The organism is Rhodopseudomonas palustris (genome assembly GCF_003031265.1).
Lineage (GTDB): Bacteria > Pseudomonadota > Alphaproteobacteria > Rhizobiales > Xanthobacteraceae > Rhodopseudomonas > Rhodopseudomonas palustris_H.
This window is the reverse complement of sequence record NZ_CP019966.1, coordinates 4,963,198-4,989,745: the sequence shown is the minus strand read 5'-3', so window position 1 is coordinate 4,989,745 and position 26,548 is coordinate 4,963,198. Positions and strand designations below refer to the sequence as shown.

Sequence of the window (26,548 nt, the reverse complement as noted above, 5' to 3'; positions counted from 1 at the left end):
CAAATGCGACTTTCGCCTTAGGACATGCCAGAACCCGCAAACTGCTTCTTTGCGTCAAATCAATCCGACTTCAGTAGGGCTGGCGAACGAAAGCGGCGGACCGCCATGCGATCCGCCGTCTGATTTGCGGCCTTCGGCCGCGGCGATGGTGATCGGCTCAGTTGGCGCCGAGCAACGACTGCGCGGGCCGATTGGCGGACGGCAGCAGCATCGAACGCAGCTTGGCGTATACCCGCACGCCCAGCCCGACGAGCCGCGGCTGGGTGCGACGGCAGAACGCAATCTTGCGGATGTGGCCTTCGACATGCCAGCGCGCGCTGGCACCGTCCTTGAAGAAGATCACGTCGCCTGGACCGTAGCGCTTCGCCGGCATGCCGGCGCTTTCGATCACAACCGAGCCTTCGAGAATGCAGATGGTCTCGTCGATGTCGTAGTGCCAGTTGAACTTGCCTTCGGTGCACTGCCAGATGATCGTTGACGCCATGCCGTCGGCACTGCGCGACAGCGTGCAGTTCGTTGCGACCGGATTGCCTTCGATGATCCACGACGGCTCGATCGGCGCCGGCTCTAGCTCGACGTCGGTGCGGGAGGTGAGGATCAGGTCGTTGGGCATCGGGCGTCTCCTGCTGATCGTTGTTCGGTTGTGATGCTGGTCGTTTCCGGCGAGAAAGCTCACGTAACTAAGCGGCCTGGGCGTGCTGGCGTCGCAGCACGAGCTGCGCGACTGTCGCGGCCGAGGTGAAATTCTCCGGCGTGATGTCGGACTGCGGCAGCGTCATGTCGAATTCGGCTTCCACTGCGAGCATCAGGTTGACCATCTCCATCGAGGTCAGTCCCGCATCGGCAAACGTCGTGTCGCGTTTGATGTCGCCGGAGAGCCCGTTCTGCGTCAGGATCGACTCCACCAGAGCGAGGACCTTGCTCTCCACCGCAGCCGCCGAGCCTGCCTGCATGACGCGATCTCCTTGATGTGTTCGAAGTCTTCCGTGCGCCTCACGAACAGTTTGGTCCGCGCACGCAGCTCGCTATCGTTGCGGCGATGTAATCGCAACTGCCAGTCGGAGACAATGCTCCGCCGAGTGTCGACATATTCATTCGAATTTTAACACTAACGGGGATTCCGAAAGTTTTCGCGATCGGCGCAAAGTCCGATTAACCCTCAATTCGAATCCAAATTGATTCACTTTGAATTCGCCTCGACGTGTTCCTGACCAATCCATAGCTTGCTACCAGCAGCGATCGACGGTTCGGCGCAGCCGGTCTGATCCCGATCGCGAACGATACACACGGCGTACGTCCGCATCAGGGAGTTCACGACCATGGCGATCATCACCGATAACGCGGTTCGCGACTTCACGGCTCAGCCGGCCAATGACAAGTTCGGTACCGAGCCGATACCGTTGATGCAGCGCGTGGTTCACGTCGCGGCGATCGCCGCCGCTCATGCGGAGGCGGTCGATCGCGAAGCCCGGTTCCCCAAGGCTGCGCTCGATGCAGCGCGCGAGTACGGGCTGCTTGGCGCGCAGATTCCGATCGAGTTCGGTGGCGAGAGCGCCTCGGTCCATGACATCGCCGAGATGTGCTACGCGCTCGGGCGCGCCTGCGCCTCCACTGCGATGATCGTCGCGATGCACCAAACCAAGGTGGCGTGCCTGGTGCGCCACGGCCGAGGCAACGCCTGGCACGAGCAGCTGATGCGGCGGATCGCTGCCGAGCAGATGCTGCTGGCGTCGTCGACCACCGAAGGCAACAATGGTGGCAACGTCCGCTCCAGCGCGGCGGCGATTGAGCGGACCGAAACCGGCGTCGCGCTGGTGCGCGACGCCACTGTGATCTCCTACGGCGCCGAAGCGGATGGCGTGATGACCATCGCGCGCCGTGCGGACGATGCTGCCGCCTCGGATCAGGTGCTGGTGGTGTTCACCAAGGACGACTACACGCTGACGCCGACGCTGGGCTGGGAGACGCTCGGCATGCGCGGCACCTGCAGCACCGGCTTCGAGCTGCGTGCGACCGGTCGGACCGATCAGGTGTTCACCGAATCTTACGATCGCATTCATGCGCAGACGATGACGCCGGTGGCGCATCTAAGCTGGTCGTCGGCTTGGGCCGGCATTGCTGCTGCCGCAGTGGAGCGGGCGCAGGCGTTCGTTCGCAAGGCGGCGCGCGGCGCCGGCGGGCAGATGCCGCCCGGCGCGGCGCACTTCACCAGCGCCAAGCGCTCGCTGACCAAGCTGCGGGCGATGATCGCCACGCATCTCGACGCCTACACCGCGCATGAATTCGACGAACGCGCGCTGAGCTCGCTGGAGTTCCAGTCCTCGATCAACCTGCTCAAAGTCGAAGCTTCTGAACTTGCTGTCGAGACGGTGATGAGCGCGATGCGCGCCTGCGGCCTGTCGGGCTATCGCAACGATGGCGACTTTACCCTCGGCCGTCATTTGCGCGACGTGCTGTCTGCGCCGCTGATGATCAACAACGATCGGATCCTCGCCAATATTGGCACCGCCAATCTGATGAGCCCGGTCCCGGCGAGCCTGCGCGACTAAATCGACCGTCAATCGTCAACGAGGAGGCCGCTTCATGAATATGGCGATCCGCACCACGCCGGCCGAAGCCGCGCTGCAGCCGGTCGATCCGCTTGATCACCTGGCCGAGCACCTGTTCCACAAGCTCGGCGCCGACGGCGTCTATGCGCGCACCGCTCTGTACGAGGGCGTGGTCGAGAAGCTGGCGGCGCTGATCTCGCGGCATCGCGAGGACGGCACCGAAGTGATGCGGTTTCCGCCGGTGATGAGCCGCGGTCAGCTCGAGAAGTCGGGCTATCTGAAGAGCTTCCCCAATCTGCTCGGTTGCGTCTGCGGCCTGCATGGCACGGAGCAGGAGATCAACGCGGCGGTCAGCCGGTTTGATTCCGGCGGCGATTGGACGACGTCGCTGTCTCCCGCCGACCTCGTGCTGTCACCCGCGGCCTGCTATCCGGTGTATCCGATCGCGGCGAGCCGCGGTCCGCTTCCGGCGGGCGGCGCGCGTTTCGATGTTGCTGCCGATTGCTTCCGCCGCGAGCCGTCGAAGCATCTTGACCGGCTGCAATCGTTCCGGATGCGGGAATATGTCTGCATCGGTGCGCCGCAGGATGTCGCGGACTTCCGCGAGCGCTGGATGGTGAAGGCGCAGGCGATCGCCCGCGGTCTTGGTCTCACATTCCGCGTCGAGACTGCATCCGATCCGTTTTTCGGCCGCGTCGGCCAGATGAAGGCGATCAGCCAGCAGCAGCAGGCGCTGAAGTTCGAATTGCTCGTGCCGCTCCGGTCTGAAGAGCAGCCGACCGCCTGCATGAGCTTCAACTATCACCGCGAGCATTTCGGCGTCACCTGGGGCATCGAGGATGCGGTTGGCAACCCGGCCCACACCGGCTGCGTCGCCTTCGGCATGGATCGCCTCGCGGTAGCGCTGTTCGCGACCCACGGCATCGATACGAGTGCTTGGCCGGCCAGCGTGCGCGACGTGCTGTCGCTCGACTGACGGCCTCGCATTGTCATTCCGGGGCATGCGTACCGCGTGACCCGGAATGACGAGAGGTTGGTAACTTCGCGACCTACGCCGTATTCCCGGCGTCAATGGTTTGCACCGAGCCGGTGATATTGCGGCCGCCGTCGCCGAGTAGGTACTCGACCATTCGGGCGACGTCATCGGCTTCGGCGAGGCGGCGCAGGGCGCTGCGGTTCGCTATCTTGTCGCGACCTTCGCCGGCAAGTCCCGCGGTCAGTTCTGTGTCGATGAAGCCGGGCGCGATTGCGTTGACGGTGATGCCGAGTCGGCCGACCTCGCGCGCGAGCGAGCGGGTGAAGCCGATCGCCGCCGCCTTGGTGGCGCCGTACACCGACAGGCCGTTGTAGCCGGTCGAGCCGATGATCGACGACATGTTGATCACGCGGCCGGCGCCATCGGCCATCATGTGGCGGACAATGTATTTGGTCAGCACGATCGGCGAGGTCACGTTGATGCGCAGCAGCGTCTCGATCTGGCTGTTGTGCATGGTGGCGAGCACGCCCTCGGTGCCGATGCCGGCGTTGTTGACGAGGCCGTAGATCTTGCCGAATTCCTGGCGCAGCGACTTGGCGAAGCCGGCGAGGCCGTCGATGTCTCCGAGGTCGTAAGCCTTGAACGCGATCGACCCAGGTCCTTTCGCAGCCTCGTCGATCGTAGTCTTCAGCTCGTCGCTCTCGCGCCGCGCCACAGCGATCACGCCGTAGCCGGCCGCGGCGAGGCGCCGTGCGATCGCGAGCCCAATCCCCCGGCTGCCGCCGGTCACCACCACCTTATGCATGGCGGGCCAGCTTTCCTGAGGCGGTGACATCGAGTTGCTGCACGAAATGGATCGACGCCGGGACTTTGTGCGGCGGCAGCGCGGCGCGGCAATTGGCGAGGATCGCCTCGCGGATCGCGCCGGTGCGCCCGGCGTCCGCCACACTGGCGAGCACCGCCTCCGCGACGACCAGCGCGCCGGTGATTGGGCTGCGCCGCGCCCGCACCCGCGACATCCGCACCGAGGGATGCTGGTTGATCACGGCTTCGACTTCCTCAGGATGAACCTTGAGGCCTCCGACATTGATCACGCCGTCGCGGCGGCCGACGAAGTAATAGCGATCGCCGCGCAGCTCGACCATGTCGCCGGTGTCGACGAAGCCGTCGGCGTCGGTTAGCGGCGGGGCGCTGCGGCCGACGTAGGTGTGTGCGGCGCGGGTCGATTTGATCCGCAGCGAGCCGTCGACCACCTTCATGGTGATGCCGGGTGCGTTGCCGATCAGCGACGCCGGAAAGCCCTCATGGCCGTCATTGACGGCGAAGCCGACGCCGGCTTCAGTCGAGGCGTAGGCGTGGCCGATCGAGGCGTCAGGAAACGCGTTGCGGAGTCCGTCGAGCACGGCCTGGTCGGCGATCTCGCCGGACAATCGGACATAGCCGGGGCGGAAACCGCCAATCGCTGGATTCATCAGCGCCTTGCGCCAATGCGACGGCGTGCCGGAGATGTGGGTCACGCCGCGCGCGGCGAGCCGCGCCAGATGATCGCCAATTGCTTCGCCGGGCGCGGACAGCACCATCGAGCCGCCGCCGAGCACGGCGCGGAGGAAAATCTGCAGGCCGCCGTAGCGGCGGATGTCGTAGAACGTCGCCCAGGTCGGCGCATCTTTCGCGACGTTGTCGCCGACGATCGCGCCGGTCAACGCTGCCAGCGTGTGGGCGACGATCTTCGGCCGGCCGGTGGTGCCGGAGGTCAGCATCAACCACGACGTAGCGTGCGTGGCCGCGATGGGGGCCGCGGGCTGCAGCGGCAGACCTGCGGTGATGATGGTGCCGACGCCGAGGCCTTGCCAACGCTCTGGCGCATCTGTGACGATGGCGTCGATCTCCGCATCCGCGATCAGATCGGCGGCGTAGGTCATGTCGACGTCCGGCGGGCATAGCAGCATTCGCCGCGCCACGCCGTCGAGTTCGATCATTGCCAGTCCGGTGACGAGCTGCGTCGAGAGCGACAGCAGCACCGAACGGCCGGCGAGCTCAGGCAACTTGCCGGCAAGACAAGTCCCCCGCGCGATGTCGGCGAACGCGATCTCATGAGTCGCGTCCGACAGCGTGCGGCTGGTCAGATCAGTGGTGAGATAGTGGCGGAGCGCAACGATCTCACGCGGGGACATTCTCATAGGCTCCAATGAAGTCGCCGAGTGTCTCCGGGAAGATGGCGTCGTCTGCCGTGCTGAACGGATCGATGCCGAGTTCGTCTTCAAGTCGCGCGACGAGCACGGCAAAGCCGAGCGAGTCGAAGCCGGATTCGTGTAGCACCAGGTCATCCGTCAGCGCAGGAACCTTGAAGCCTTGTTCGTCAGCGATCTGCTGCATCGCCGAGACGATTGTTAACCGTACAGACATCGACACTTCGCCTTTCTGATCGATCCGTGAGACAAAGAGCATATGGCGCAAAATCGAAACAAATCCATGCGCTTCACTTGCAATTCGGGCCGATTGGTAAATGGCTTTGGAAGCCCGCAAAGTACGTTGCCGTGAGATCGGCGACGCCGACATCGACGCTGTCTCCGATCTGCTGACGCGCGGCTTTCCGGGCCGCCGCCGCGACTATTGGTTGCGCGGACTGCATCGCGTCGGCGCGCGTGAATTGCCGGAAGGCTGCGCGCGATACGGTTATCTGCTGGAGAGTGGTGGCCGTCCCGTCGGCGCATTGTTGTTGCTGTACGCGGCGCGTCGTCCCGGCCCGGAACAGATTCTCCGCTGCAACGTCTCGAGCTGGTACGTCGAGCCCGATTTTCGTAATTATGCGACGCTGTTGACGTCGATGGCGCAGAAGAACAAGCAGGTCACCTATGTCAATATCTCGCCGGCGGTGAACACATGGCCGATCGTCGAGGCGCTGGGGTTCAAACGCTACTGCAACGGCATGTTCTTCGCGTTGCCGTGGTTGTCGCGCGCCGAAAAGGGCGCGCGTGTCGAGGTGGTGACCGAAGCAACCGGCGTGGTCGCCGGGTTGAGTGAGACGGAGTGTGAGCTGCTCCGCAGCCATGCGTCTTATGGATGCCTGGCTCTCGCGGTGCATCTGCCTGATGGCCGCACGATGCCGTTCCTGTTTTTGCCGAAGCGGGTGAAGCACGGCCGCTTCCCGTTCCCCGCGATGCAGCTGGTGTATTGCCGCGGCGTTGCTGAATTCGTGCAATGCGCAGGCGTGCTGGGCCGAGCGCTGCTCTGGCGCGGCCGGCCGCTCGTGATTCTCGACGCGCTCGGTCCGATGAACGAGCTGACCGGCTTCTATGTCGAGTCCCGTGGCCGCAAGTACTACAAGGGCCCGAACCCGCCGCGGCTTGCCGATCTCAGCGAGACCGAGCTGGTGCTGTTCGGTCCCTGAATTGCGGGCCGGTATCGGCAGCGGCGCTCAACCGTGAGCGAACTCCCAATATAGCTTGCGCGCCTTGGCGTAGAACGGGCCCGGCTGCAGCGAGCGGTCGTCGATCCGGATGATCGGTTGCACCTTGGCGAAATTGCCGCTGGCGAAGATCTCATCGGCAGTTTCGAAATCCCGATAGCTCAGCGAACGCTCGATCACGGTGACGCCATCGCCGCGCAGCAGCTCGATCACGCGCTGCCGGGTGATGCCGCTCAGGAAGGTGCCATTGGCGGCCGGCGTGTAGACAACGCCGTCCTTCGCCATGAAGATGTTGGAATTGCCGAGCTCGGCAATGTGGCCGAGCATGTCGCGCAGCAGGCAATTGTCGAAGCCGCGGCTCTTGGCTTCCATCATCGCGCGTGAGTTGTTTGGGTACAGGCAGCCGGCTTTGGCCTCCACCGGCGCAGATTCCGCGGTCGGGCGGCGGAACGGCGATAGCGTGATCGACAAGCCGGTCGGTTTCGGCATCGGCGCTTCGTAGATGCACAGGCACCAATTGGTGGTGTCGGGATCGAACAACACGCCGCCGCCGACACCGTTCTGCGCCCAATACATCGGCCGGATGTAGAGTTCGGCACTTCCGGCGAACCGCTTCAAGCCGTCCTGGACTAGACCCAGCCATGTCGGCTGATCCACCAGGGCATTCAGTTTGAAGTTAGCCGCGGACCAGTTGATCCGTGCCAGATGTCGGTCGAGATCCGGCGTGACGCCCTCGAATGCGCGCGCGCCATCGAACACCATCGAGCCGAGCCAAGCAGCATGGGTGCGCGGCCCCATGATCGGCACGTTGCCATCGTGCCACTTGCCCTCGAAGAAGGTCCAGGTCTGCGAATAGTTGATTGGTGCGGCAACAGGCATCGTCGGGTCCATCACAATCGGAATGCGCCGCGGGTAATGCGGCTGAAGATGTCGGCGTCGAGCGCAACGTAGCGGCCTGCGGCTGGAGCGGCGAAATAGAGCGGATCGCTGACGAGGGACGGATCGAACCCCTCGGCGATCAGCGGCTGCTTTGCCTGCTTGAACGTGCCGGTGAGATCGAGGGCCGTCCGTAGCCGCAGGAACAGCGGCCGTGCGTAAGCCGGCAGCCGCTCGGCGAGATGCCGATGCAGCGTCGCGGGATCAAAGCCGTGGTCTGTCACAAGGGCCGCCATGCCGGCGCGGCCGTCATGGTTCGGAACGCTGACGCCATAGACGGTGGCGTCGATCACGCCGGGGCAGGCGGCGAGGATGTCGGCGACTTCGCTCGCCGCGACATTCTCGCCCTTCCAGCGGAAGGTGTCGCCGATCCGGTCGACGAAGCGGAAGAAGCCCTTGGCGTCCTGCAGCATCAGGTCGCCGGTGCGGAACCAGGCGTCCCCCGGCGCAAACACGTCGCGCAGGATTTTGCGCTCGCTGTCGCCATCGGTGGTGTAGCCTTCGAACCGGCCGCCGCCGCGCTCGGCCTCGCCGATCCGGCCGATCGCCTCACCAGGCTCGCCGCGGGCGCAGCGAATGCAATGGCCTTGGCCGTCTCGCATCGGCAGCCCGGTTTCGAAATCGAATTTCACCAGCGCGGCCGGAAAGCGATGCGCCAGGAATGATGGTATCCGCCCGATCGCGCCCGGCTCACCCTCGACATTGTAGAGCGAGAAGTTGCCCTCGGTGGAGGCGTAGAATTCCAGAATGCGCGGGATCGCGAACCGCCCCTGAAACGCGCCCCACACGTCCCCGCGCAGCCCGTTGCCGCAGGCGATCCGCAGACGATGGCGGGTTTCGTTGGGCGCGTGTGGCGCCTGGACAAGATAGCGGCACAGCTCGCCGATATATTGAAACAGCGTGCAGTCGTAGCGGACGATATCGTCCCAGAATCGCCGCGCGGAGAATTTCTCGGCGATCACGACCGAGCCGCCTGCCATCAGCAGGCTGCCGGTTGCGACCACGCCGCCGACGCTGTGATAGATCGGCAGACAATCGTAGATGCGATCATCGGGCGTCGCCCCGGTGAGCCCAGCGAACCAGCCGGCCCAGCTCATCACCCGGCGATGACTGACCCGCGCTGCCTTCGGCAGGCCCGTGGTGCCCGAAGTGTAGATCAGCAGTGCCACATCATCGATGGTGACAGCGGGACGTTCATTTACTGTCAGAGGATCGTCCTTCGCGGTCGCCAATGCTGCGGAGAGCCCTGACTCGTCAACCTCGTTGCCATGCAGCCATAGCCGAGGCGCCGATGCCAGATGCGGTGTTGCGCTGTCGTAGGCGTCGTTCAATTCCTTCGCCACGATGATATGGCTGGGTGCTGCAACATCGATGCAATGGGCGAGCGAAGGGCCGGTGAGTTGAGTATTGAGCAGCGCCACAACGCCGCCGATTTTAGTGATGCCGAGCCAGATCGCCAGATAGTCGGGACGGTTCGGCATCAGGAGCCCGACGATGACGCCTTTGCCGATGCCCTGCTCCAGCGCCCAGCGCGCGTAGCAATCAATCCGTTGCGTGAATTCCGCGTAGCTGAACCGTTCGTTCTCCGAGAGCAGCGCCGGCGCGTTTGGCGTGCGCGTCGCCCACTCGGCGATCGCATCGCACAGCAGGCGCTGTGGCTCGCGTTCGATGCGCGCGGTGATTTCAATCGCGTTCAGCCAGCTCTTGGCGACCGACGGGCGCGCAGGCCCTGTATCGGGGGGGCGGGTAGCTGCAGCTGCGTGCACGGTCATCGACACCGGTTCTGAAAGTTCGTTCGAGTTTGAGTGCAATTGTAGGCGAGGGCGGTTGGCGATTTGTTGCGAACGGTTCGACGAAGCGCGCTTAAGGTAAACAAATCGGAATCGATTCAAATTGTCTTCAAATCAGCAAGCGAAATTAGGGATAGTTTGTCGTCGTCTTTGAAATGTGTTGTCCGCTAATGCGGTGCGTTCTAGCAAAGGCCAGACGCGGACCTCTGTGTGTGAAGTGCAGCCGCGGCGAAGGGAGGAGCTCATGCGCAACGAGACGCTCGCTATCCACGCCGGCTACGAGCCCGAACCCACCACTCACGCCGTTGCGGTGCCGATCTATCAAACCGCATCCTATGCGTTCGACAGCGCCGACCACGGCGCCGCGTTGTTCAATCTCGAGACCGAAGGCTATCGCTACTCGCGGATCGCCAATCCGACCACCAGCGTGCTGGAAAAGCGTGTGGCTGAGCTGGAAGGTGGCGTCGGTGCACTAGCGGTGGCGAGCGGTCAAGCCGCGCTGCATTTCGCCTTCGTCAATCTCGCCGATCACGGCGGCAACATCGTTTCGGTGCCGCAGCTCTACGGCACCACGCATACGCTGCTGTCCCACATCCTGCCGCGGCAGGGCATCACCGGCCGTTTCGCGATCAGCGACAAGCCAGACGACATCGCCAGGCTGATCGATGAAGACACCCGTGCGGTGTTCTGCGAAACCATCGGCAATCCGGCCGGCAATGTCTGCGACATCGAAGCCATCGCCGAAGTCGCGCATCGCGCCGGCGTGCCGCTGATCGTCGACAACACCGTGGCGACGCCGATTCTGTTCAAGCCGATCGAATTCGGCGCGGACGTCGTCGTACACTCGCTCACCAAGTTCCTTGGCGGCCACGGCACCACGCTCGGCGGCGCCATCGTCGACAGCGGAAGGTTCGACTGGGCCAAGAACCCCGAGCAGTTTCCGGCCTTCAATCAGCCGGACCACTCTTATCACGGCATGGTCTACGCGGAGCGGTTCGGGCCGACTGCTTATGTCGAGCGCGCGCGATCGATCTATCAACGTACGATGGGCTCGGTGCTGTCGCCGTTCAACGCCTTCCTGCTGCTGCAGGGGATCGAGACCGTGGCGCTGCGGATGGAGCGTCATGTCGAGAACGCCCGCAAGGTTGCCGAATTCCTGCGCGACGATCCACGTGTCGCCTGGGTCAACTATACCGGATTCCCGGACAGCCCGTATTATCCGCTGGTGCAAAAGTATCTCGACGGCCGCGCATCGTCGCTGTTCACCTTTGGCATCAAGGGCGGAATGGAGGCTGGCAAGGCGTTCTACGATTCGCTCAAGCTGATCACCCGGCTGGTGAACATCGGCGATGCCAAATCGCTCGCCTGCCATCCGGCCTCGACCACCCATCGCCAGATGTCGGCCGAGCAGCAGCGCCAAGCAGGAGTGCTGCCGGAGACGATCCGGTTGTCGATCGGAATCGAACACATCGCCGACATCATCGAAGATCTCGACCAGGCGCTGGCGCAGGCCTGCGGTTCGCAGCCGCGTCTCGCAGCCGAATAGGCGGCCAGGGCGTATGACGCTCCTGTTCGACAATGCCGATCCGATTGCCAGCCCAGCGTTGGCCCCGGCTGGCGTCGGCGATGAACGACGCCGGCGAGGACGATTAGGTCATCGCAAGCCGATCGAGATCGGTCTCGTCAACAACATGGGCGATGCCGCGTTGCGGGCAACCGAGCGTCAGTTCGCCCGGCTGCTGCGCGATGGCGCCGGCACCCAGCGCGTTCGGCTGCATTGCTTCGCGCTGCGATCGGTGCCGCGGTCGCCAACCGCCCGCCACCGCATCGACAGCCTCTATTCCGATATCGCTGATCTCGGCCGCGTCCGGCTCGACGGTCTGATCGTCACCGGCGCCGAGCCGCGCACGGCGGCACTCCGCGACGAGCCATATTGGGACGAGTTCCGCCGGTTGGTGGATTGGGCCGAAGCCAACACCCGCTCGACGATCTGGTCCTGTCTCGCCGCCCATGCCGCCGTCCTGCACCTCGACGGCATCGAGCGCCGAAGACTGCCGCGCAAATGCTCGGGGGTCTATGCCATCGAGAAGCTGCAGCAGGATCCGATGCTGGATGACCTGCCGTCGACGATGCGGGTTTCGCATTCGCGGCTCAACGATCTCGACGCGGACGACCTGTCTGCCGCCGGCTACGACGTGCTGACGCAGGCAACAGGAGCGAGCGTCGACGTGTTCAAGCGCGACGGCCGTAGCCGCATGGTGTTCTTTCAAGGCCATCCGGAGTACGACGCCGCGACGCTGCAGCGCGAATTCCTCCGCGACATCGGCCGCTATCTTGCCGGTGAACGCGACGATTGTCCGGCGGCACCGGAAAACTACTTCTGCGCCGAGACGGAACTTCGGCTCGCCGCGTTTTGCGATCGTGCCCGCGCGGATCGTAAGCCGGAGATGATCGCTGAACTGCCGCCGTTGGCGCTTCGGCCTGGACTGGTGGCTGCGCTCGAAGCCTCTGCGGCGGCCCTATTCAGCAATTGGCTCTCGCTGCTCGCGGCCGAGCATTAAGCCGCAAACCAATTCATCCGAGCATATGATGAAGCGTGGCGTTGGTCGCGCGGACGCCCGGAAGGCGGATCATTCCGCCGGCTGCGTGAGCCGACGTCGGCGCCATCCCGTCAGGAGCCGCAGTACCGAACCGTCGATGCCGGCCAGTTTGATCGACGCGCTGCGCATCAGCAGCGCCAGCGCGATGAACGAGATTGCGGTTGCCGCGACAGCACCGGAGATTCCGAACAGCGGGATCAGGATGAAGAAGCCGACTGCGCGCATCAGCACGGTGCCGCCGATGATCGTCAGATAGCGGCCCTCGTGGCCCGTCAGCATCAGGATCGAGCCGCAGGGGCCGGCGGCGGCGACGGCGGCGGTGCCTGCCGTCAGGATCGCCAGGGCGCTGTAATACGAGACGTATTCGGCGTTGAAGAGATACAGGATCCAGTGGCCGCCGCCGAGCACCACCATCAGGCCGCCGATGACGATCGCGAGCGTGACGAGCGCCACGGAATCGAGCAGGCCGTCGAGCTCGCGATGCTGCCGGCTGTAATACAGGTGGGGGAAGTGCCGAGTCGAGAAGATGTAGACCGCTCCAGTGGCCATCGCGAAGGCGTTGGCGATCCGGGTGGTGACGAAATATGCGCCGGCGACGGTCGGACTCATCAGGTAGCCGATGATCACGACGTCGGCGTATTGATTGGCCGCCTCCAGGCAACTCGACACCCACAGCTTGGCCGAGCGTGTGCTCCAGGTGCGCAGCTCGAAGGCTAAGCGTGAGCGGCCGAAATGAGGAAACTGTGCGTGGACCCGTCGCCGCAACAACGTCATCTGCACCATCACGGTGAAGCACGAGGCCGCCGCCATGGTCAGAAAGATGGTGTGGATTTCGATCGGGGTGCCGGAGATGACGCACCCGGCGAGGTAGACCATCGGGCAGGTGGCGACCAGCAGGTAGGTGAGTCCGTCGCTGACACCGACGCCGACGGCGCCGCGGGTGACGTGTGCCGAAATCAGCATCAGCGCGAAGCACACCAGGTACAACGTCGTCGATGCGGCCAGAACCGTATCTTGCTCCAGCGAGACCCAGAAGAAGAACGGTAGGCCGACCAGGATGCTGCCGGCGAGGCTGGCCAGCGCCGTGAAGGTCATCGCGCCTTTCAGTTTCGGCTCGTCGCCCGCATTGGTGTATTCGCTCCACGACCGCATGATGAAGATCTGCTGGCCGAAGGTGGCGACGACGCTGAGCAGGCCCGCGGCGCTGAACAGCATCGAATAGGTGCCGAAGTCATGGCCACTCAGCGTGCGTGCGGCGAGCGTCACCAGTCCGAGATTGACGATCGTGATCAGAACGCGCAGCCCGAACGCGCCGGTCATGGCGCGAATGGCAGGGTTGTTGCGCAGATCGATCAGTCTTTCGAACGCGGTACCGAATTTCAAAGTCATCGACCTCGCGACGGGTCTGCAGATTCTGAGGGAGTCGCCGACGACCGGAACGGTCCTCCGGGGACCGGGTTCACCACGTCGATAATCCCGCCGCCACCGTCCTGGCGCACCGTAGCAATCTATCCTATTTGAACGATCGGCGAGCGAATGCCGGGCGATAATTGTCGATAACGGTAAAGATGCTCGCAGACCCGACCGAAGCGGGGGCGCTTTGGCATTAACCATCGTCTCATCAGCGCGGATATCGGATCTATGAATAGTCGTGTCGTTAGCCTCAACTTCGGAACGCTGCTTCGGATTGCGGCCTGGATGTGCCTTGCGGGGATCGCGTTTGCGACCCTCAGCCCGATAGGTCTCAGGCCAACCACCGGATTTTCGCCGTCGATTGAGCGCTTCGTGGCGTTCGCGGTGGTGGGAGCACTGTTCGGATCGGCTTACCCGCGTTACCTCCTGTTCGCTGCGATGATCGTGCTCGGCGCTGCGGTGCTATTCGAACTGCTGCAGGTGCTGGAGGCGTCACGGCATGGGCGGCTATTCGACGCCAGCGTCAAACTCGCCGGCGGAACGATTGGTCTTGCCGCCGGATCGATCGTCGGCCGTCTGCTCCGTAGCGATTGAGGCGCAAGGCAGAGCGTCAGCGCGCCGGGACGGCGACGGGGTCGTTGGCGCGGGCCATTCGGCGTAGCGGCTGCAGCTTGGGCTGAATCACGCTGCCGTCGATCAACTCGAGTCGTCCACAGCGGTTGAGCGTGTGCAGCTTGCGGCCGGGCCAGCGCGGCCCAGGTTCGATGACGTGATGCACGGTCTGCTCGAAAGTCTCTGGCGAGAGCGCATTAATCTCCGCAAGTGCCAGCGCCCCGCCATAGCCGTGCGTGCAGTCCTGCACCGGTCGCCATAGCCGTCCATTGCGCCGGAAGAAATGCCCTGCGGGACGCGCGCTGGCGCGATCAACCAGGGCTGGACGCAGCGCGTGCGGTCGCCACCGCCCGAACAGATCGTCTGCGACGTAGATCGACAGCGTGTCGGAATAGCCGCCATCGTTATCATCGTCGCGAGTGGCGCCGAATAGATAATGCAGCCCCTCGTGCTGCAGGATGGTGGCGTCGGCAAGTTCAACGCCGGATAGCAGCGTCGCGTGGCGCTCCCAGCGCCCCGGAAACTCGACGCAGCGATAGATCGACACGGTCTTCTGCAGGCTGCTCTCCGGGATCATCCAGAGCTCGTCGTCCTGCACGATGAGGAACGGGTAGGACAAATGCCACGGCTCTTCGAGCACCGGCACCGCTTCGCTGATCGGGCCGGTCTTGCCGAATTCGATCGCGGAAATCGTGCCTTTGCCGACGCGATGGTCGAGATCTTCGAAGAAAACGAAGGTGCGGCCCTTCCAGGTCACCGCGAATGGATCGGCATAGAACCGGTTCGCCGGGCTCGGCAGCGCATGCCAGTTTGGTCCCGACAGATCGCCGGAGCTCCAGATCCCGGCATCGTCGGTGTAGCGCCAGCCGATCCGCCAATGCGGCGCATAGCAGCACAGCCGGTAGATTGCTTTGGCGATCGACATCGCGAGGTTGCGGGCTACAAAACCTGCGGCGGAGTGCGCGTGGCCGAGATGAGGGCCGTCGTGGCGGACGCCTTGTGCTCGCGGACCGCTTTCGAGGACGCCCCTCAGCAGCGTTCCGGTACGTGCCATGGTGGCGCCGAGCGCGCCGCCGAGGCCGCTGGCATTCTCACCCGACGGCTTTCCTGACCACACCACCGCGCCGCTGATCTCGTCCCGGATATCGATCACCGGCAGATCGCCTGCGAGGATGGCGGCCAGCGCGGCGTCTTCACCGGGCTGGCCATCGAACAGCGGGCGCAGATACAGCCGGGCAGGGCAATCAGGTTCGCGGGGCGCCGTGGTGAAGTCGATCACCACTTCGGGTGAGCCATAGGAGGCGCGAGAGGTTTCGAGCAGCGCCGGCTCGCGATCGCCGCCGCAGCGCTGGCCACGCCGCAGCAGCATCCGTTCGAGGTCGAGCAGCGTGTCGAGTCCGGCCGGCCGTTCCCCGGATGTGGAGATCCAGCTCACCTGCAACGTTCGGCCACTACCCGCCAGCAGATCGAGCAGATGGCGCATCCATGCTCGAGGTCTTTGCTGGTCGAAACGAAGCTCAACAATCATCAGACAATCCGTCAAAAAAACTATATCGCCTGTTCGAGAATGCGGACGTATTCATCGACCATGGCGTCGACAGAGTATCTATTCATCAGACCTTCGCCACTGCGCTGGAGTCGCACCCTGAGCGCAGGGTCGTTCAGCACGGCACTGATCGCGGCGCCGAGCGCGGTCGCGTCTGCAGCATCGACCAGCACTGCCGCCGGTTCGCCCTGATACGACAGCACCTCGCGTAGAACCGGCAGATTGTTGGCAACCACGGGCACCCCGGCATGGGCGGCCTCGACGGCGGCGAGCCCGAAGGTCTCGGCCAGCGACGGGAACACGAACACGTCGAGGCAAGCGAGGAAATCGGCGACCTGCTCAGGCGTGATTTCACCGACGAAGAACACCCGATCGGCGACACCGAGCTGGTCGGCGAGCGCGCGGAGCCGCGCTTCGTCCGGTCCGTGCCCCGCCAGCGCCAGCCGCCAAGTCGGATGCGCCGGCAAAACCCGGATGCTGGCGTCGAGCTGCTTCAGCGGATGCAGCCGCGCCGCGGTGCCGAGAACGACGCCGTCGACCGGCAAGGCGAACCGGCGTCGCGCGTCGGCTTTCGCCAGCGTTGAGTGCTTGCGATCGAAGCCGTGCGGAACATGGGTGAGGCGCCTACGGTACGAATCCGGATAGCGCGAATAGTCGCGCAGCATGTCTTCAGAATTCACCGTAATGGTGTGGAAGATGCCGAGCCGCCCCATCATCAGGTCGAGCTTCTGCAGCCAGCCCGGCATCGTCAGCCGCGCCGATACTTGATTGGCGATCACCGGCGCCGGGCTCACCAGCCGCGCGATCGCACCGCCGATAGCATTGCCATAGTGCTGAAACGTCAGGATGGCGTCGGGGCGGGCGGCGTGGATCTGCTGGCCAAGCGCCACCAGGAAGCGGAGGAACGACAGCGGATTGCCGGGACGCTGCGGGGCGCAATAGACGGTGTTCGCGGGCTCGTCGAACCCGCGCGATTGCCGGAAGAAGAACAGGTTCGCAACGTCGTAGCCGCGCGCCGCAAGGCCGGCGCCGACAAGACGAGAGATTTCCTGCGCACCGGCGTTCTCGGCCTGGGTCTGGATCAGAAGAACGCGACGACGGATTGATTTCGCCGACGCTCCGGCGGAAGCCTTCGGTACACGCGAGCTCGCAGTGCGTCCGCCGGTGACGAACGCATGCTCGGCTCGAGTGATCTGTTCGTTCACGTGCCTCGTCTCCCCGTGCGCTTTCCGTCTTGTTGAGCTTGCTGCAGGTGTGACGGTTAACGAAAAGTGCACGTCCTGACCGGGTCATTGTACACTCTCGCGGCCGCGCCTGGTCGATTTCGTTGTGGCGCGGTTAATTGATGCGGAAAGCACCAAGCGAGTTAGTCGCACTCACGCTTCGTCCGTATGGTTCCTTAATCATTTGGTAACGTTCCGTTCGGCTGGACTGGAGTAACCACGGATTAACCGTAGATATTTACTTTGTCCCGGTGGTGACGCAGGCGGTTCGTGTGGAGTGTGCGTATGTCGGGTAGCCAACCAGGCCGGGACAAGGCGGTCCCCGCCCCGCGTCCGACTGCGGACATCTGGGAGAGCCCTGATCAGCTTCCGACCGATCGAGGAGACCTGATCAAAGCCAAGCTGACGCCCGCCGTTATCAGCAAGTTCCTGCGTGACAATCTCAAGCGGATCGTGCTGCTTGCCGGTGCGCTGTTCGTGCTTGGCATGATCGTGCTGTGGCTGCTGCCGGTCCGCTATGCGGCCACCGCATTGGTGATGGTCGATCCACGTGAGCAGCGCGTCACGACCGATCAGGAGGTGCTGCCCGGGATTGGTCAGGACGCCGCTGCGCTGCAGAGCCTGATCGAAATTGCGAAGTCGGATGGTTTCCTGCGGCCCTTGGTCGAGAAGCTGAAAGTTGCCGAAGATCATGAGATCGCCGGCAGCGAGACCGATCCGGCCCGCGTGCTGGAGCGGTTCCGCAAGCATCTGGAGATCGCGCGGCGCGGCCTGACTTACGTGATCGAGATGACCTTCGTGGCGAAGGATCCGCAGCGCGCGGCGTATTATGCCAACGCGGTCGCCGAAGCGTTCGTAGCCAGTCAGACCCAGGTGCGCGCTGTTGCCGCCGACGAGGCCGCCGGCTGGCTCAACAGCCGCCTGAAGACGCTGAACGAAAAGCTGAGGGCGTCGGAAGACGCTGTCGCGGCGTTCAAGACGCAGTACCGCATTGTCGATGCCGGCCGCGAGAGTACGACGCGTCAACTCCGGGTCACCGAGCTGACCCAGCAGGTGTCCGCGGCGCGACTGCGCACCGAGGAAGCCAAAAACCGCTACGAGCAGGCGCAGCGCGACCTGAAATCCGAGGTCGATGGCTCGACCGGATCGAAGTCCGACCTCGTCAGCGTGCTGCGCACCCAGCGCACCCAGCTCAACGATCAGATCGCTCAGAAGCGCGCTGTCCTCGGGGATCGCCATCCGGAGCTGGTGATCGCCTATAATCAGCTTGCCGAGCTTAATCGCCAGATCGAGGCCGAGCGCAAACGCAACATCGCCAGCGCCAAGTCCGACTATGAGGCGATGCGCGACCAGCAGAAGGCGCTGGAACAGCAATTGAAGACGCTCGAGACCGAGATGCTCGGCGACGACCAGGCTTCTGTGAAACTTAAAGAGTTGCAGCGTGAGGCCAACGCCAATCGGGCGATCTACGAGCAATTCCTCGAGCGCTACAACGCCACCAATCAGCAGCGCCTGCTGCAGGCGAGCCAGACCAAGGTGGCTTCGTTTGCGACGCCGCCGACCCGGCCGACCCGCCCGCCGCTGCTGGTGCTGATCGCCGCCATCCCGGTGGCGTCGATCCTGGTGTCGATCGCCGTCACCGCAATTTGGGCGTCGATGTCGAACCAGCCGGAGCGAGCCGACAATTCTCGTCCGCCGGAAGGCGCGACCGCGCCTGTGCCGGTCGAAGCCGCAGCGCCGCAGGTGGAAGACAAGAAGCCCGCTGCCGACTATGCCAGCCTGCCGATTGTTGCGCGGATTCCCGATCTATCGGGCGGCCGCACCCTCGGCGGCAAGCTCGCGATGCTGGGCGGCGAGCGGCGGCTCGATCCCTACGTCGTCGGGCTGCTCGATGCGATCGGTGTTAAGCCATCGCAGCATGGCAAGGTGGTGCTGGTGACGTCGGTCGATCCCGGCGCCGGCAAGAGCTCGGTGGCGCGTGCGCTGAACGCGATCGCGGTGGATCGCGGGATGCTGAGCGTCGTCATCGAAGTCGCAGGGCAGTCGCGCACCGCGCCCGCTGCGCCGTCGAATCGCGCAGAGTCGGATGGGGGCGCTCTCGTTCGCGTGCTGAAGACGACCATCCCGTCCGTCGTCCGTCTGATCGCCGCGGCACCCGACGTAACGGTGCAGAACGATGTCCGCAGCGAGTTCGACCTAATTCTGATCGACGCCCCGGCGCTCGCCTCGCAGCCGGAGGTGGCCGAGATCGCTGCTCATACCGATCTCAATCTGCTCGTGATCGACAGCGCCGTGACCGAGGCTGGCGCCGCGCTGGAAGCGCAGGCGTTGCTGTCGCGGAGTGGCCACGCACCGGCCGGCGTGGTCGTCAACAAGGCCAGCGCGCAACCGGCCCCCGCCGCGGCGACCATCACCGCGCGGCTGGCGAGCTGACCGGCGTACGGCGCGTGCTCACCCGAGGTGCGATCGCTTGCACCGCCGTGGTGCTCTTCGCAATGTGCTGGAGCGCGCAGGCCGATGCGCAGGGCCGCTGCACGGGCCCGACATCCGGCGTTCCGCCTCAGACCATCGCCGCGCTGGCTCGCGGCGTGAATGTCTCGAATTGGACAGAGAACGAGCGGCTCCAGGCTCCGAGCCTTGAGTTACTCCGCGCCGTGCGTAGCGCGGGCTTTACTCATGTGAGGCTTCCGGTCGCCGGCGATCTGGTGATGCGGGCCTTCAGTCCGCGGGCCACGATCGAACGACAGCTCGCCGGCGTCGATACGGCGCTCACCGAACTGATCGGCCTGGGCTTTCATGTGTCGGTCGACCTGCATCCCGGGGATGGCTTCGGCCGCCTCCACCGCGACGACCCGAAGGCCGCGATGGCGGCGCTCACCGACGCGTGGAGCAGCCTTGCGACGGTGATCCGCAAGCACCCGGTGGAACGGGTGTTCGCCGAACTGCTGAATGAACCGGATATCGCGCCGGACCGATGGCAGAGTGAAGTCGAACAACTCGCTGCCTTTGTGCGGGGGCAGTTGCCGCAGACCACACTGATCGTTGGCCCGACCTATTGGCAACGCGCCGATTCGCTGCCGCAGTTCAGGCCGCTCGCCGACCGCAACGTCGTCTATGCGTTGCATTTCTACGATCCGATGGTGTTCACCCATCAGGGCCATTGGGATTCGGCCAACCCATCGAGCCGGATTCACGATCTACCGTTCCCGCTTGTCGCCGACGATCCCGCCGTAGAGCGACTGCGCAGCGAGCTGACGTCGCGCGGCGACAATGAAGCGCTGCAGGAACTGGACAACGCGATCGCGCAGGCCGGCTCGCCAAGCTATGTGGCTCGGCAGTTGATTCCGGCGGTCGCCTGGCAGGAGCGCTACGCGCGGCCGTTGATCATCAACGAATTCGGCGTATTCAAACCGGCGGCGCCGCGCGACAGCCGGCTCCGCTGGCTGGAGTCGGTGGTGGATTCGGCCGAAGCGAATTGCTGGGGCTGGACCTATTGGGAGCTGGATCAGGGATTCGGTCTGGCCGATCCGCGTACCGGCAGGTTGGACGCCGGTGTGATCGGTGCGCTGATGCATCCGCGTTAAGCGGAGAAGGAAAGGTCAGCGCGACCGCGTCAACAGCAGGTACATCGCGTACGGGTTGGTCTTCAGATAGCGCACCCCGAGGCGTCGCGGCTCCAGCGCCATGCGCCACAGCCATTCGAGGCCGATCTTCTGCATCCATTGCGGCGCGCGCGGCTTCGAGCCCGACAGGAAGTCGAACAGGCCGCCCGAGGTCTTGATCACGCCGACGGTGGTCAGGCGATGGCGATTGCGCACCACAAACGCCTGTTCGCGCGGCACGCCCATCGACACCCACAGGATGTCCGGCGCGAGCGCGCCGATCTCTCGGCACACTGCGATTTCCTCGGCCTCGTCGGCGAAATAGCCGTGGCGATGGCCGACCAGGCGCAGGCCGGGATAGCGGCGCTGCACGCGTTCGACCGCGCGGCGGTTGGAGTCTTCGTTGGCGCCGAGCATGTACATGGTCGCGCCGCGCTTGCTGGCTTCGCGCGCGACCTCGTGGAAGAGATCGGTGGTGGCGACGCGTTCAGGCAGCGATTGGCCGCAGCGGAATCGCGACACGAACACCAGCGGCATGCCGTCCGCATGGATGGCATCGGCCTCCGTCACCAGCTTGCGCTCGGTTTCGTCGACCGCGCAGCGATACGTCACTTCGCCGTTCGCAGACGTCATGTAGGCCGGATAGCGCCAAAGCCCGCGACGCTGCAGCGCTTCATCGACCATCGCGCGCGCAGTCTCGGTCTGGTCGCTGACGACGATCGGCAGTCCGCCGAGCACAACACGCGGCCACTGCCCGAACCGCTCGCGGCGGCGATCGCCGGAAACGCGGCGCTCGCCGTGCGGCAGATTTTGCTCGAACGGAATCCAAAACGCAGCTTTCCTGCGATCCGACTTGCGCCGTTCGGCACCCGTCGGCGCATTCGGCTGTTCGCCGCTGTCTTGCGTGTTGGACATTCCACTTCCTCTCGACCGTCAAGGTCGATCGACTTTGCGGCGGAACAATCGATCATTCGACTAATGGAAGCAACCTTTTGCCAACCGCCTCCATCCAACAAGGTAAAGTGGTTAAAGCCGCATCGCCGCGATCGTAGAAAGGCGGCCGTAGCTGTTCTGCGAGCGTCCGGTCCTGTACCGATCTGGTGCGTCGTCCCGCGGTGAGACAGCGGGCTGGCCGTGCTGTCTCAGCCGAGACGGCGCTCCCAAGCGAGCGCGTCGCGCACGATCTGCTCGAGATCGTCGTAGCGCGGCGTCCAGTTCAGCGCGGTCCGGGCGCGTTGGTTGGCCGCAATCAGCGCCGCGGGATCGCCGGCGCGCCGACCCTTGATCCGCACTTCGAAATCGACGCCCGACACCCGCTTCACCACCTCGATCACATCGAGCACGGAGTAGCCGTTGGCATAACCAATGTTGCAGGTGATGCTCGGCTTGCCGGCACGCAGATATTCTAGCGCATCGAGATGCGCCTGGGCCAGATCCGACACATGCACGTAGTCGCGGATGCACGAGCCGTCCGGGGTGAAATAGTCGGTGCCGTAAACGTCGAGGCCTGGACGCTTGCCGAGCGCGGCTTGCACCGCGATCTTGATCAGATGGGTGGCGTTCGGCGTGGATTGTCCGGCGCGGCCTTGGGGGTCGGCGCCGGCAACATTGAAATAGCGCAGCGCCGCGTAGCTGAACGGATAAGCCTGCGCGACGTCGGCCAGCATCCATTCGACCATCAGCTTGGAGCGGCCGTAAGGGTTGATCGGACGGGTGGGGTCATCCTCTTCGACCGGCGTACGGTCCGGCTCGCCATAGACCGCTGCGGTCGAAGAGAATACCACATGCGGCACGCCGCGCTTGACCGCACAGTCGAGCAGCGTGCGCGTGTTTGCGGTGTTGTTGCCGTAGTAGGCGAGGGGCTGGGTGACCGATTCCGGCACAACGACGCTGGCGGCGAAATGAATGATCGCCTCGATCGGGTGCTCGTCCATGATCCGGCCGACGAAGTCGGCGTCGCCGACATTGCCCTCGAAGATCGGCACCTCGGGTGGCACGATCGCGCGCGAACCGGTAGAGAGGTTGTCGATCACCAGCGGCCGCTCGCCGGCGCCGAGCAGGGCCAGCGTCATGTGGCTGCCGATGTAGCCGGCGCCGCCGGTCACGAGGATGTGGCGTTTCGTCATGCGCTGCTTTCGATGCTCTGTGGCGGGCCGTCAGCCCTCGGAAACGACCGGACTGGACTGGCCGCGTCGGAACCGAGTGCTGGCGATCGCCAGGCTCCAAGTCAAGCCCACCAGCATGAAATAGTGCCGCCAATGGTCGGTATCGATGATGAAACTCTCGAGTAGCGTGACCACCATCGCAGTCACCACGACGATCGTGACCCGCTGCCACGGCGTACGTACAAACACGTTGCGCAGCCCATAGGCCGCTGTCACGAACACCAGAGCCGGATACAGCGTGCCGCTGATCCAGCCGCCGGACATGAAAGCGTTGAGGAACGAGTTGTGAGTGTCCTCGGGGAAGAACCGCCTGAATTGCAACGGACCGATGCCGGTCGGATGGTCGAGCGCCATCTTGGCGCCGAGCAGATGCCGGCCGAACCGGCCGAACCGGCCGCTGTCGTAAGGCTGCGACAGGCTGGCACGCTCCTTGAACAGCGCGTCGATCTGGTCAAACGACAGCAGCACCGCAATCGTCGCGGCGAGCACGATCAGCGCCAGTGCGGCGAGGACGACGATCCGCAGCCGCCGCTGCTGCGTCGGCGCGGTGATGAACATCAACGCCACGGTGAGCAGCGATGCGCCGGCCAGCATGCCCCAGGCGGCGCGCGAGAAAGCCAAGAACACCGCAAGCGAAATGATGCCGAACGCGATGCCGTTGCGCACCATCGTCCAGAACGAACCTTCGATCGCCCGCTGCAGGCTGTAGATCGCCGGGAAGATCAAAAACGCGCCGAGCACGTTCGGATCTTTGAACGTGCCGCGCGCGCGCCCCACATAGGTCAGCAGATCCTGCCCGCCAGGCAGCAGATTGAAGTAACCAACGATGCCGGCCAGTGCCGCGATGAGGCCGCCGACCAGATAGCCATGGGCGATCGCTTCGGCGCGCTCGCGGGTGTCCTGCAGGCACACCATCGCGAAGAACATCGCGGTCACCGCCATGTACCACGAGGTCAGGATCCAGTTCAGAATGATGGGGTCGTCCATCAAGCCGACCGCGCCGATGCTGTAGCCGAGTTCGATGCCGATCAGCAGTCCGATCGGAACGATCAGCGCCGGCGCAAGTCGGAGCCCGCCGGTGACGGCGAGGACTCCCAGCGCCAGCACGATGGCGATTTCATAGGGGCTCGGCTCGATGAACACGATCGCGCCGCTGGCGCCGACCAGCCACAGAAGGCCGAGCTGCAGGGCTTTGAGACGGGGCGGGCTGGCTCGAACAGCGTCCTGCGGCGCGAGGGCAAAGTCGGTCATCGGTTCAACCTTGCATCGCTCGGTCTGTAAGGTCTCGTTAACCTTGCCGCAGGTGTGCCGTGACTCCGGCGCAGAACAGTTGGGCATATGGAGCCCGCCGGGCGAGTATGAAGCGGCGGAATTAACGACAACTTATCGCTAATCCCGAAGAACGGCGCCTCGCCGTTCATGCGCCTTTACCACGATCGCGGTCCGTGCATGCGCGAGGCGGTTCGTCTGCGCTATCGCAGTGTCCAGCGGGATTACATGGAGGACGCGATGACGATCAGCAGGAGAGCATTGCTTGGGACGGCGGCAGGCGCGGCGATATGTGCCGCTGGTGCGCGGCTGGTCGCGCCGGCGCTCGCGGACGCGGCGGCGTATCCGAATCGTCCAGTGAAGTGGATCGTGCCTTATGCGGCCGGCGGCGCCACCGACGTGCTGTCGCGCCTGGTGTGTCAGTATCTGTCCGAGAAGCTCGGTCAGAGCTTCGTCGTCGAGAACAAACCAGGTGCCGGTAGCACGATCGGCACCCAGGCGGTAATCAATTCGCCGGCTGACGGCTACACGCTGCTGCTGACCAGCACCGCGAATGCGATCAACGCCTCGTTCGACCGCGCGTTGCTGTTCGACTTCGCCAAGAGCATCACACCGGTCGCCGGCATCGCCCGCATTCCGCTGGTGCTGGTGATCAACAATGATATTCCGGCAAATAACGTCGCGGAGTTCATCGCCTATGCCAAGGCGCATCCGGGCAAGATCAGCGTCGGCTCGTCGGGCATCGGGACCTCGCTGCATCTGTCGGGTGAGTTGTTCAAGTTGATGGCCGGCATCGAGATGGTGCACGTGCCATATCGCGGCTCGGCGCCTGGCCTGACCGACCTGATGAGCGGGCAGATCCAGGCGATGTTCGACAATGTCACTTCGTCGTTCGCGCTGGCGCAGGCCGGCAAGATCCGCGCGCTCGGCGTCACCAGCCGCGAGCGCTCGGCGGTGCTGCCGGATGTGCCGCCGATCGGCGACACGCTGGCTGGTTACGATACCAGCTCGTTCTATGGCGTCGGAGCGCCGCACGGCACGCCGCAGCCAATCGTCGATCTGCTCAACCGCGAGATCAATGCGGCGCTGGACGAGCCGACGATCAAGCAGCGTATTGCCGATCTCGGTGCCATTGCGCTGCATGGCGACGCCAAGCAGTTCGGCGCGATGCTGGCGGCGGAGACCGAAAGCTGGCGCAAGATCGTCGAGGGCTCGGGCGTCCATAAGGAGGGCTGAGCCTCGGTCGGCCGGCGCTCCTTGCCGCCGTCCGCGGCACGGTGACGCTGGCTTGCAAATCGTCCCCAAGGCCCCGATATTTCCGGTTGCACGCGGTGTTGCGCAACAGGAGACGCCGGATGCCTTCGCTCCCCGAATGGAATGTCCCGGCCGCGATCCGGCCTCGCTCGTCCGATTTCGGCTTCGATCTCGATCGCGCACTGTCCGCGGTGGTCGGGCTGCACGCGATCATTCCGGCTGATGCCTATACGGCCGGGACGCTCGGCACCGAGCGTGCCGGCAACGGCGTGCTGATCGATGACGGCCTCGTGCTGACCATCGGCTACCTGATCACTGAAGCCGAAACGGTATGGCTGCATCTCGGCGATGGCCGCGTCGTCGAAGGCCATCCGCTTGGCTTCGATCAGGAGAGCGGCTTCGGCCTGGTCCAGGCGCTCGGCCCGATCGACCTGCCGCCGCTGCCGCTCGGCCGCTCTGCTTTTGCCAAGGCGGGCGAGCGCGTCATCATCGGCGGCGTCGGAGGGCGCACCCGTTCGGTCGCGGGGCGCATCGCCGCGCGCCAGGAATTCGCCGGCTATTGGGAATATCTGCTCGACGACGCGATCTTTACCGAGCCGTCGCATCCGAACTGGGGCGGCACTGCGCTGTTGTCGGCGACCGGCGAGCTGATCGGCGTCGGCTCGCTGCAGATCGAGCGCAGCGGCTCGAATGAGCATTACAATATGAGCGTGCCGATCGATTTGTTGCCGCCGGTGCTGAGCGACCTGCGCAAGTTCGGCCGACCGAACAAACCGGTGCGGCCTTGGCTTGGGCTGTATTCAACCGAGATCGAAGACAAGGTCGTGGTGGTTGGGATTGCGCCGAAGGGGCCGGCGGCGCGCGCCGAGCTGAAGACCGGCGATGTCATCCTCGCAGTTGCGGGCGACAAGGTGACCAGCGAAGCGGAGTTCTATCGCAAGGTCTGGGCGCTCGGCACCGCGGGCGTCGAGGTGCCGCTGACGCTGTTCAGCGGCGGCGCCACCTTCGACGTGGTGCTGCATTCCTCCGACCGTGCCAAGTTCCTGAAGGCACCGCGGCTGCATTGAGGAAACCGACCGACGCGACAGAAGTTCGTGTCGATCTTCCTGCGCCGTCATTGCCGGCTTGACCCGGCAATTCATCGTCCTGAAGTGAGTCAGCGTGCTGTCGCGCAAGATGGATACGCGGGGCAAGCCCGCGTATG

The 26,548-nt window shown here is 64.5% G+C and carries 23 protein-coding genes; 10 read left to right on the top strand and 13 right to left on the bottom strand.

Annotated features, from left to right (window positions below):
- Positions 1 to 157 precede the first annotated feature (157 nt).
- Together RPPS3_RS23165 and RPPS3_RS23160 are read right to left on the bottom strand one after the other, a co-directional pair.
- Positions 158 to 613, bottom strand: a complete 456-nt coding sequence (locus RPPS3_RS23165) for a cupin domain-containing protein (protein WP_107346144.1) — start codon at positions 611 to 613, stop codon at positions 158 to 160.
- A 67-nt stretch (positions 614 to 680) separates the two neighbouring features.
- On the bottom strand, positions 681 to 953 hold the full coding sequence (locus RPPS3_RS23160) for a phosphopantetheine-binding protein (RefSeq protein ID WP_107346143.1): 273 nt from the start codon (positions 951 to 953) through the stop codon (positions 681 to 683).
- A 366-nt stretch (positions 954 to 1,319) separates the two neighbouring features.
- Between RPPS3_RS23160 and RPPS3_RS23155 the strand changes: the two genes are divergently transcribed.
- The gene (locus RPPS3_RS23155; protein WP_107346142.1) at positions 1,320 to 2,549 is read left to right on the top strand and encodes an acyl-CoA dehydrogenase family protein; all 1,230 of its coding nucleotides are present in this window, start codon (positions 1,320 to 1,322) and stop codon (positions 2,547 to 2,549) included.
- 34 nt (positions 2,550 to 2,583) lie between these two features.
- Positions 2,584 to 3,525 (top strand): amino acid--[acyl-carrier-protein] ligase, encoded by a 942-nt coding sequence (locus tag RPPS3_RS23150; protein WP_107346141.1) that lies wholly within the window; start codon positions 2,584 to 2,586, stop codon positions 3,523 to 3,525.
- A 73-nt stretch (positions 3,526 to 3,598) separates the two neighbouring features.
- Here the strand turns inward: RPPS3_RS23150 and RPPS3_RS23145 are convergent, their stop codons facing one another.
- Genes RPPS3_RS23145 through RPPS3_RS23135 form a run of 3 tightly spaced genes read right to left on the bottom strand, consistent with a single transcriptional unit; the run spans position 3,599 to position 5,931 of the window.
- Positions 3,599 to 4,330, bottom strand: a complete 732-nt coding sequence (locus tag RPPS3_RS23145; RefSeq protein ID WP_107346140.1) for an SDR family NAD(P)-dependent oxidoreductase — start codon at positions 4,328 to 4,330, stop codon at positions 3,599 to 3,601.
- A complete protein-coding gene (locus RPPS3_RS23140; RefSeq protein WP_107346139.1) occupies positions 4,323 to 5,699 on the bottom strand; it encodes a class I adenylate-forming enzyme family protein in 1,377 nt (458 codons plus the stop codon). Before RPPS3_RS23140 ends, RPPS3_RS23145 begins: the two co-directional genes overlap by 8 nt.
- Positions 5,686 to 5,931, bottom strand: a complete 246-nt coding sequence (locus RPPS3_RS23135; protein ID WP_012497748.1) for an acyl carrier protein — start codon at positions 5,929 to 5,931, stop codon at positions 5,686 to 5,688. Before RPPS3_RS23135 ends, RPPS3_RS23140 begins: the two co-directional genes overlap by 14 nt.
- A gap of 100 nt (positions 5,932 to 6,031) precedes the next feature.
- On the opposite strand from RPPS3_RS23135, the gene RPPS3_RS23130 reads away from it, so the two are divergent.
- On the top strand, positions 6,032 to 6,916 hold the full coding sequence (locus tag RPPS3_RS23130; RefSeq protein WP_107346138.1) for an acyl-CoA acyltransferase: 885 nt from the start codon (positions 6,032 to 6,034) through the stop codon (positions 6,914 to 6,916).
- A gap of 27 nt (positions 6,917 to 6,943) precedes the next feature.
- Here the strand turns inward: RPPS3_RS23130 and RPPS3_RS23125 are convergent, their stop codons facing one another.
- Positions 6,944 to 7,813 carry a branched-chain amino acid aminotransferase gene (locus RPPS3_RS23125; RefSeq protein ID WP_234820040.1) on the bottom strand — a complete coding sequence of 290 codons (870 nt, stop codon included), beginning with the start codon at positions 7,811 to 7,813 and terminating at the stop codon, positions 6,944 to 6,946.
- Positions 7,814 to 7,824: 11 nt separating this feature from the next.
- Complete coding sequence (locus tag RPPS3_RS23120; RefSeq protein WP_107346748.1) at positions 7,825 to 9,642, bottom strand: long-chain-acyl-CoA synthetase; 1,818 nt, start codon at positions 9,640 to 9,642, stop codon at positions 7,825 to 7,827.
- Positions 9,643 to 9,904: 262 nt separating this feature from the next.
- On the opposite strand from RPPS3_RS23120, the gene RPPS3_RS23115 reads away from it, so the two are divergent.
- A complete protein-coding gene (locus tag RPPS3_RS23115; protein ID WP_107346136.1) occupies positions 9,905 to 11,206 on the top strand; it encodes an O-acetylhomoserine aminocarboxypropyltransferase/cysteine synthase family protein in 1,302 nt (433 codons plus the stop codon).
- A 13-nt stretch (positions 11,207 to 11,219) separates the two neighbouring features.
- Positions 11,220 to 12,221: a homoserine O-succinyltransferase MetA gene (gene metA, locus RPPS3_RS23110; RefSeq protein WP_107346135.1), complete on the top strand. Its 1,002-nt coding sequence runs from the start codon at positions 11,220 to 11,222 to the stop codon at positions 12,219 to 12,221.
- Positions 12,222 to 12,290: 69 nt separating this feature from the next.
- Here metA and RPPS3_RS23105 read toward each other — a convergent pair whose 3' ends face one another.
- A complete protein-coding gene (locus RPPS3_RS23105) occupies positions 12,291 to 13,649 on the bottom strand; it encodes a lipopolysaccharide biosynthesis protein (RefSeq protein WP_234820038.1) in 1,359 nt (452 codons plus the stop codon).
- Positions 13,650 to 13,901: 252 nt separating this feature from the next.
- On the opposite strand from RPPS3_RS23105, the gene RPPS3_RS23100 reads away from it, so the two are divergent.
- A complete protein-coding gene (locus tag RPPS3_RS23100) occupies positions 13,902 to 14,267 on the top strand; it encodes a hypothetical protein (protein WP_107346134.1) in 366 nt (121 codons plus the stop codon).
- 16 nt (positions 14,268 to 14,283) lie between these two features.
- Here the strand turns inward: RPPS3_RS23100 and RPPS3_RS23095 are convergent, their stop codons facing one another.
- Entirely contained in the window at positions 14,284 to 15,813 is a 1,530-nt protein-coding gene (locus RPPS3_RS23095) for a glucosamine inositolphosphorylceramide transferase family protein (RefSeq protein WP_107346133.1), read from the bottom strand.
- A 20-nt stretch (positions 15,814 to 15,833) separates the two neighbouring features.
- Positions 15,834 to 16,934, bottom strand: a complete 1,101-nt coding sequence (locus RPPS3_RS23090) for a glycosyltransferase family 4 protein (RefSeq protein ID WP_234820250.1) — start codon at positions 16,932 to 16,934, stop codon at positions 15,834 to 15,836.
- A 405-nt stretch (positions 16,935 to 17,339) separates the two neighbouring features.
- Here RPPS3_RS23090 and RPPS3_RS23085 point away from each other — a divergent pair, with 405 nt between their 5' ends.
- Positions 17,340 to 19,487, top strand: a complete 2,148-nt coding sequence (locus RPPS3_RS23085; protein ID WP_107346131.1) for a GumC family protein — start codon at positions 17,340 to 17,342, stop codon at positions 19,485 to 19,487.
- 14 nt (positions 19,488 to 19,501) lie between these two features.
- On the top strand, positions 19,502 to 20,638 hold the full coding sequence (locus RPPS3_RS23080) for a glycoside hydrolase family 5 protein (RefSeq protein ID WP_107346130.1): 1,137 nt from the start codon (positions 19,502 to 19,504) through the stop codon (positions 20,636 to 20,638).
- A gap of 15 nt (positions 20,639 to 20,653) precedes the next feature.
- On the opposite strand, the gene RPPS3_RS23075 is transcribed toward RPPS3_RS23080, so the two are convergent.
- The 3 genes from RPPS3_RS23075 to RPPS3_RS23065 all read right to left on the bottom strand — a co-directional run bounded on the left by RPPS3_RS23075 (position 20,654) and on the right by RPPS3_RS23065 (position 24,072).
- Complete coding sequence (locus tag RPPS3_RS23075; protein WP_107346129.1) at positions 20,654 to 21,571, bottom strand: WecB/TagA/CpsF family glycosyltransferase; 918 nt, start codon at positions 21,569 to 21,571, stop codon at positions 20,654 to 20,656.
- A gap of 227 nt (positions 21,572 to 21,798) precedes the next feature.
- On the bottom strand, positions 21,799 to 22,782 hold the full coding sequence (gene galE, locus RPPS3_RS23070; RefSeq protein ID WP_107346128.1) for a UDP-glucose 4-epimerase GalE: 984 nt from the start codon (positions 22,780 to 22,782) through the stop codon (positions 21,799 to 21,801).
- 30 nt (positions 22,783 to 22,812) lie between these two features.
- Positions 22,813 to 24,072, bottom strand: a complete 1,260-nt coding sequence (locus RPPS3_RS23065) for an O-antigen ligase family protein (protein ID WP_107346127.1) — start codon at positions 24,070 to 24,072, stop codon at positions 22,813 to 22,815.
- 258 nt (positions 24,073 to 24,330) lie between these two features.
- On the opposite strand from RPPS3_RS23065, the gene RPPS3_RS23060 reads away from it, so the two are divergent.
- Together RPPS3_RS23060 and RPPS3_RS23055 are read left to right on the top strand one after the other, a co-directional pair.
- Positions 24,331 to 25,326, top strand: a complete 996-nt coding sequence (locus RPPS3_RS23060; protein WP_234820036.1) for a tripartite tricarboxylate transporter substrate binding protein — start codon at positions 24,331 to 24,333, stop codon at positions 25,324 to 25,326.
- A 119-nt stretch (positions 25,327 to 25,445) separates the two neighbouring features.
- Positions 25,446 to 26,411: a S1C family serine protease gene (locus tag RPPS3_RS23055; protein ID WP_107346126.1), complete on the top strand. Its 966-nt coding sequence runs from the start codon at positions 25,446 to 25,448 to the stop codon at positions 26,409 to 26,411.
- Positions 26,412 to 26,548 lie beyond the last annotated feature (137 nt).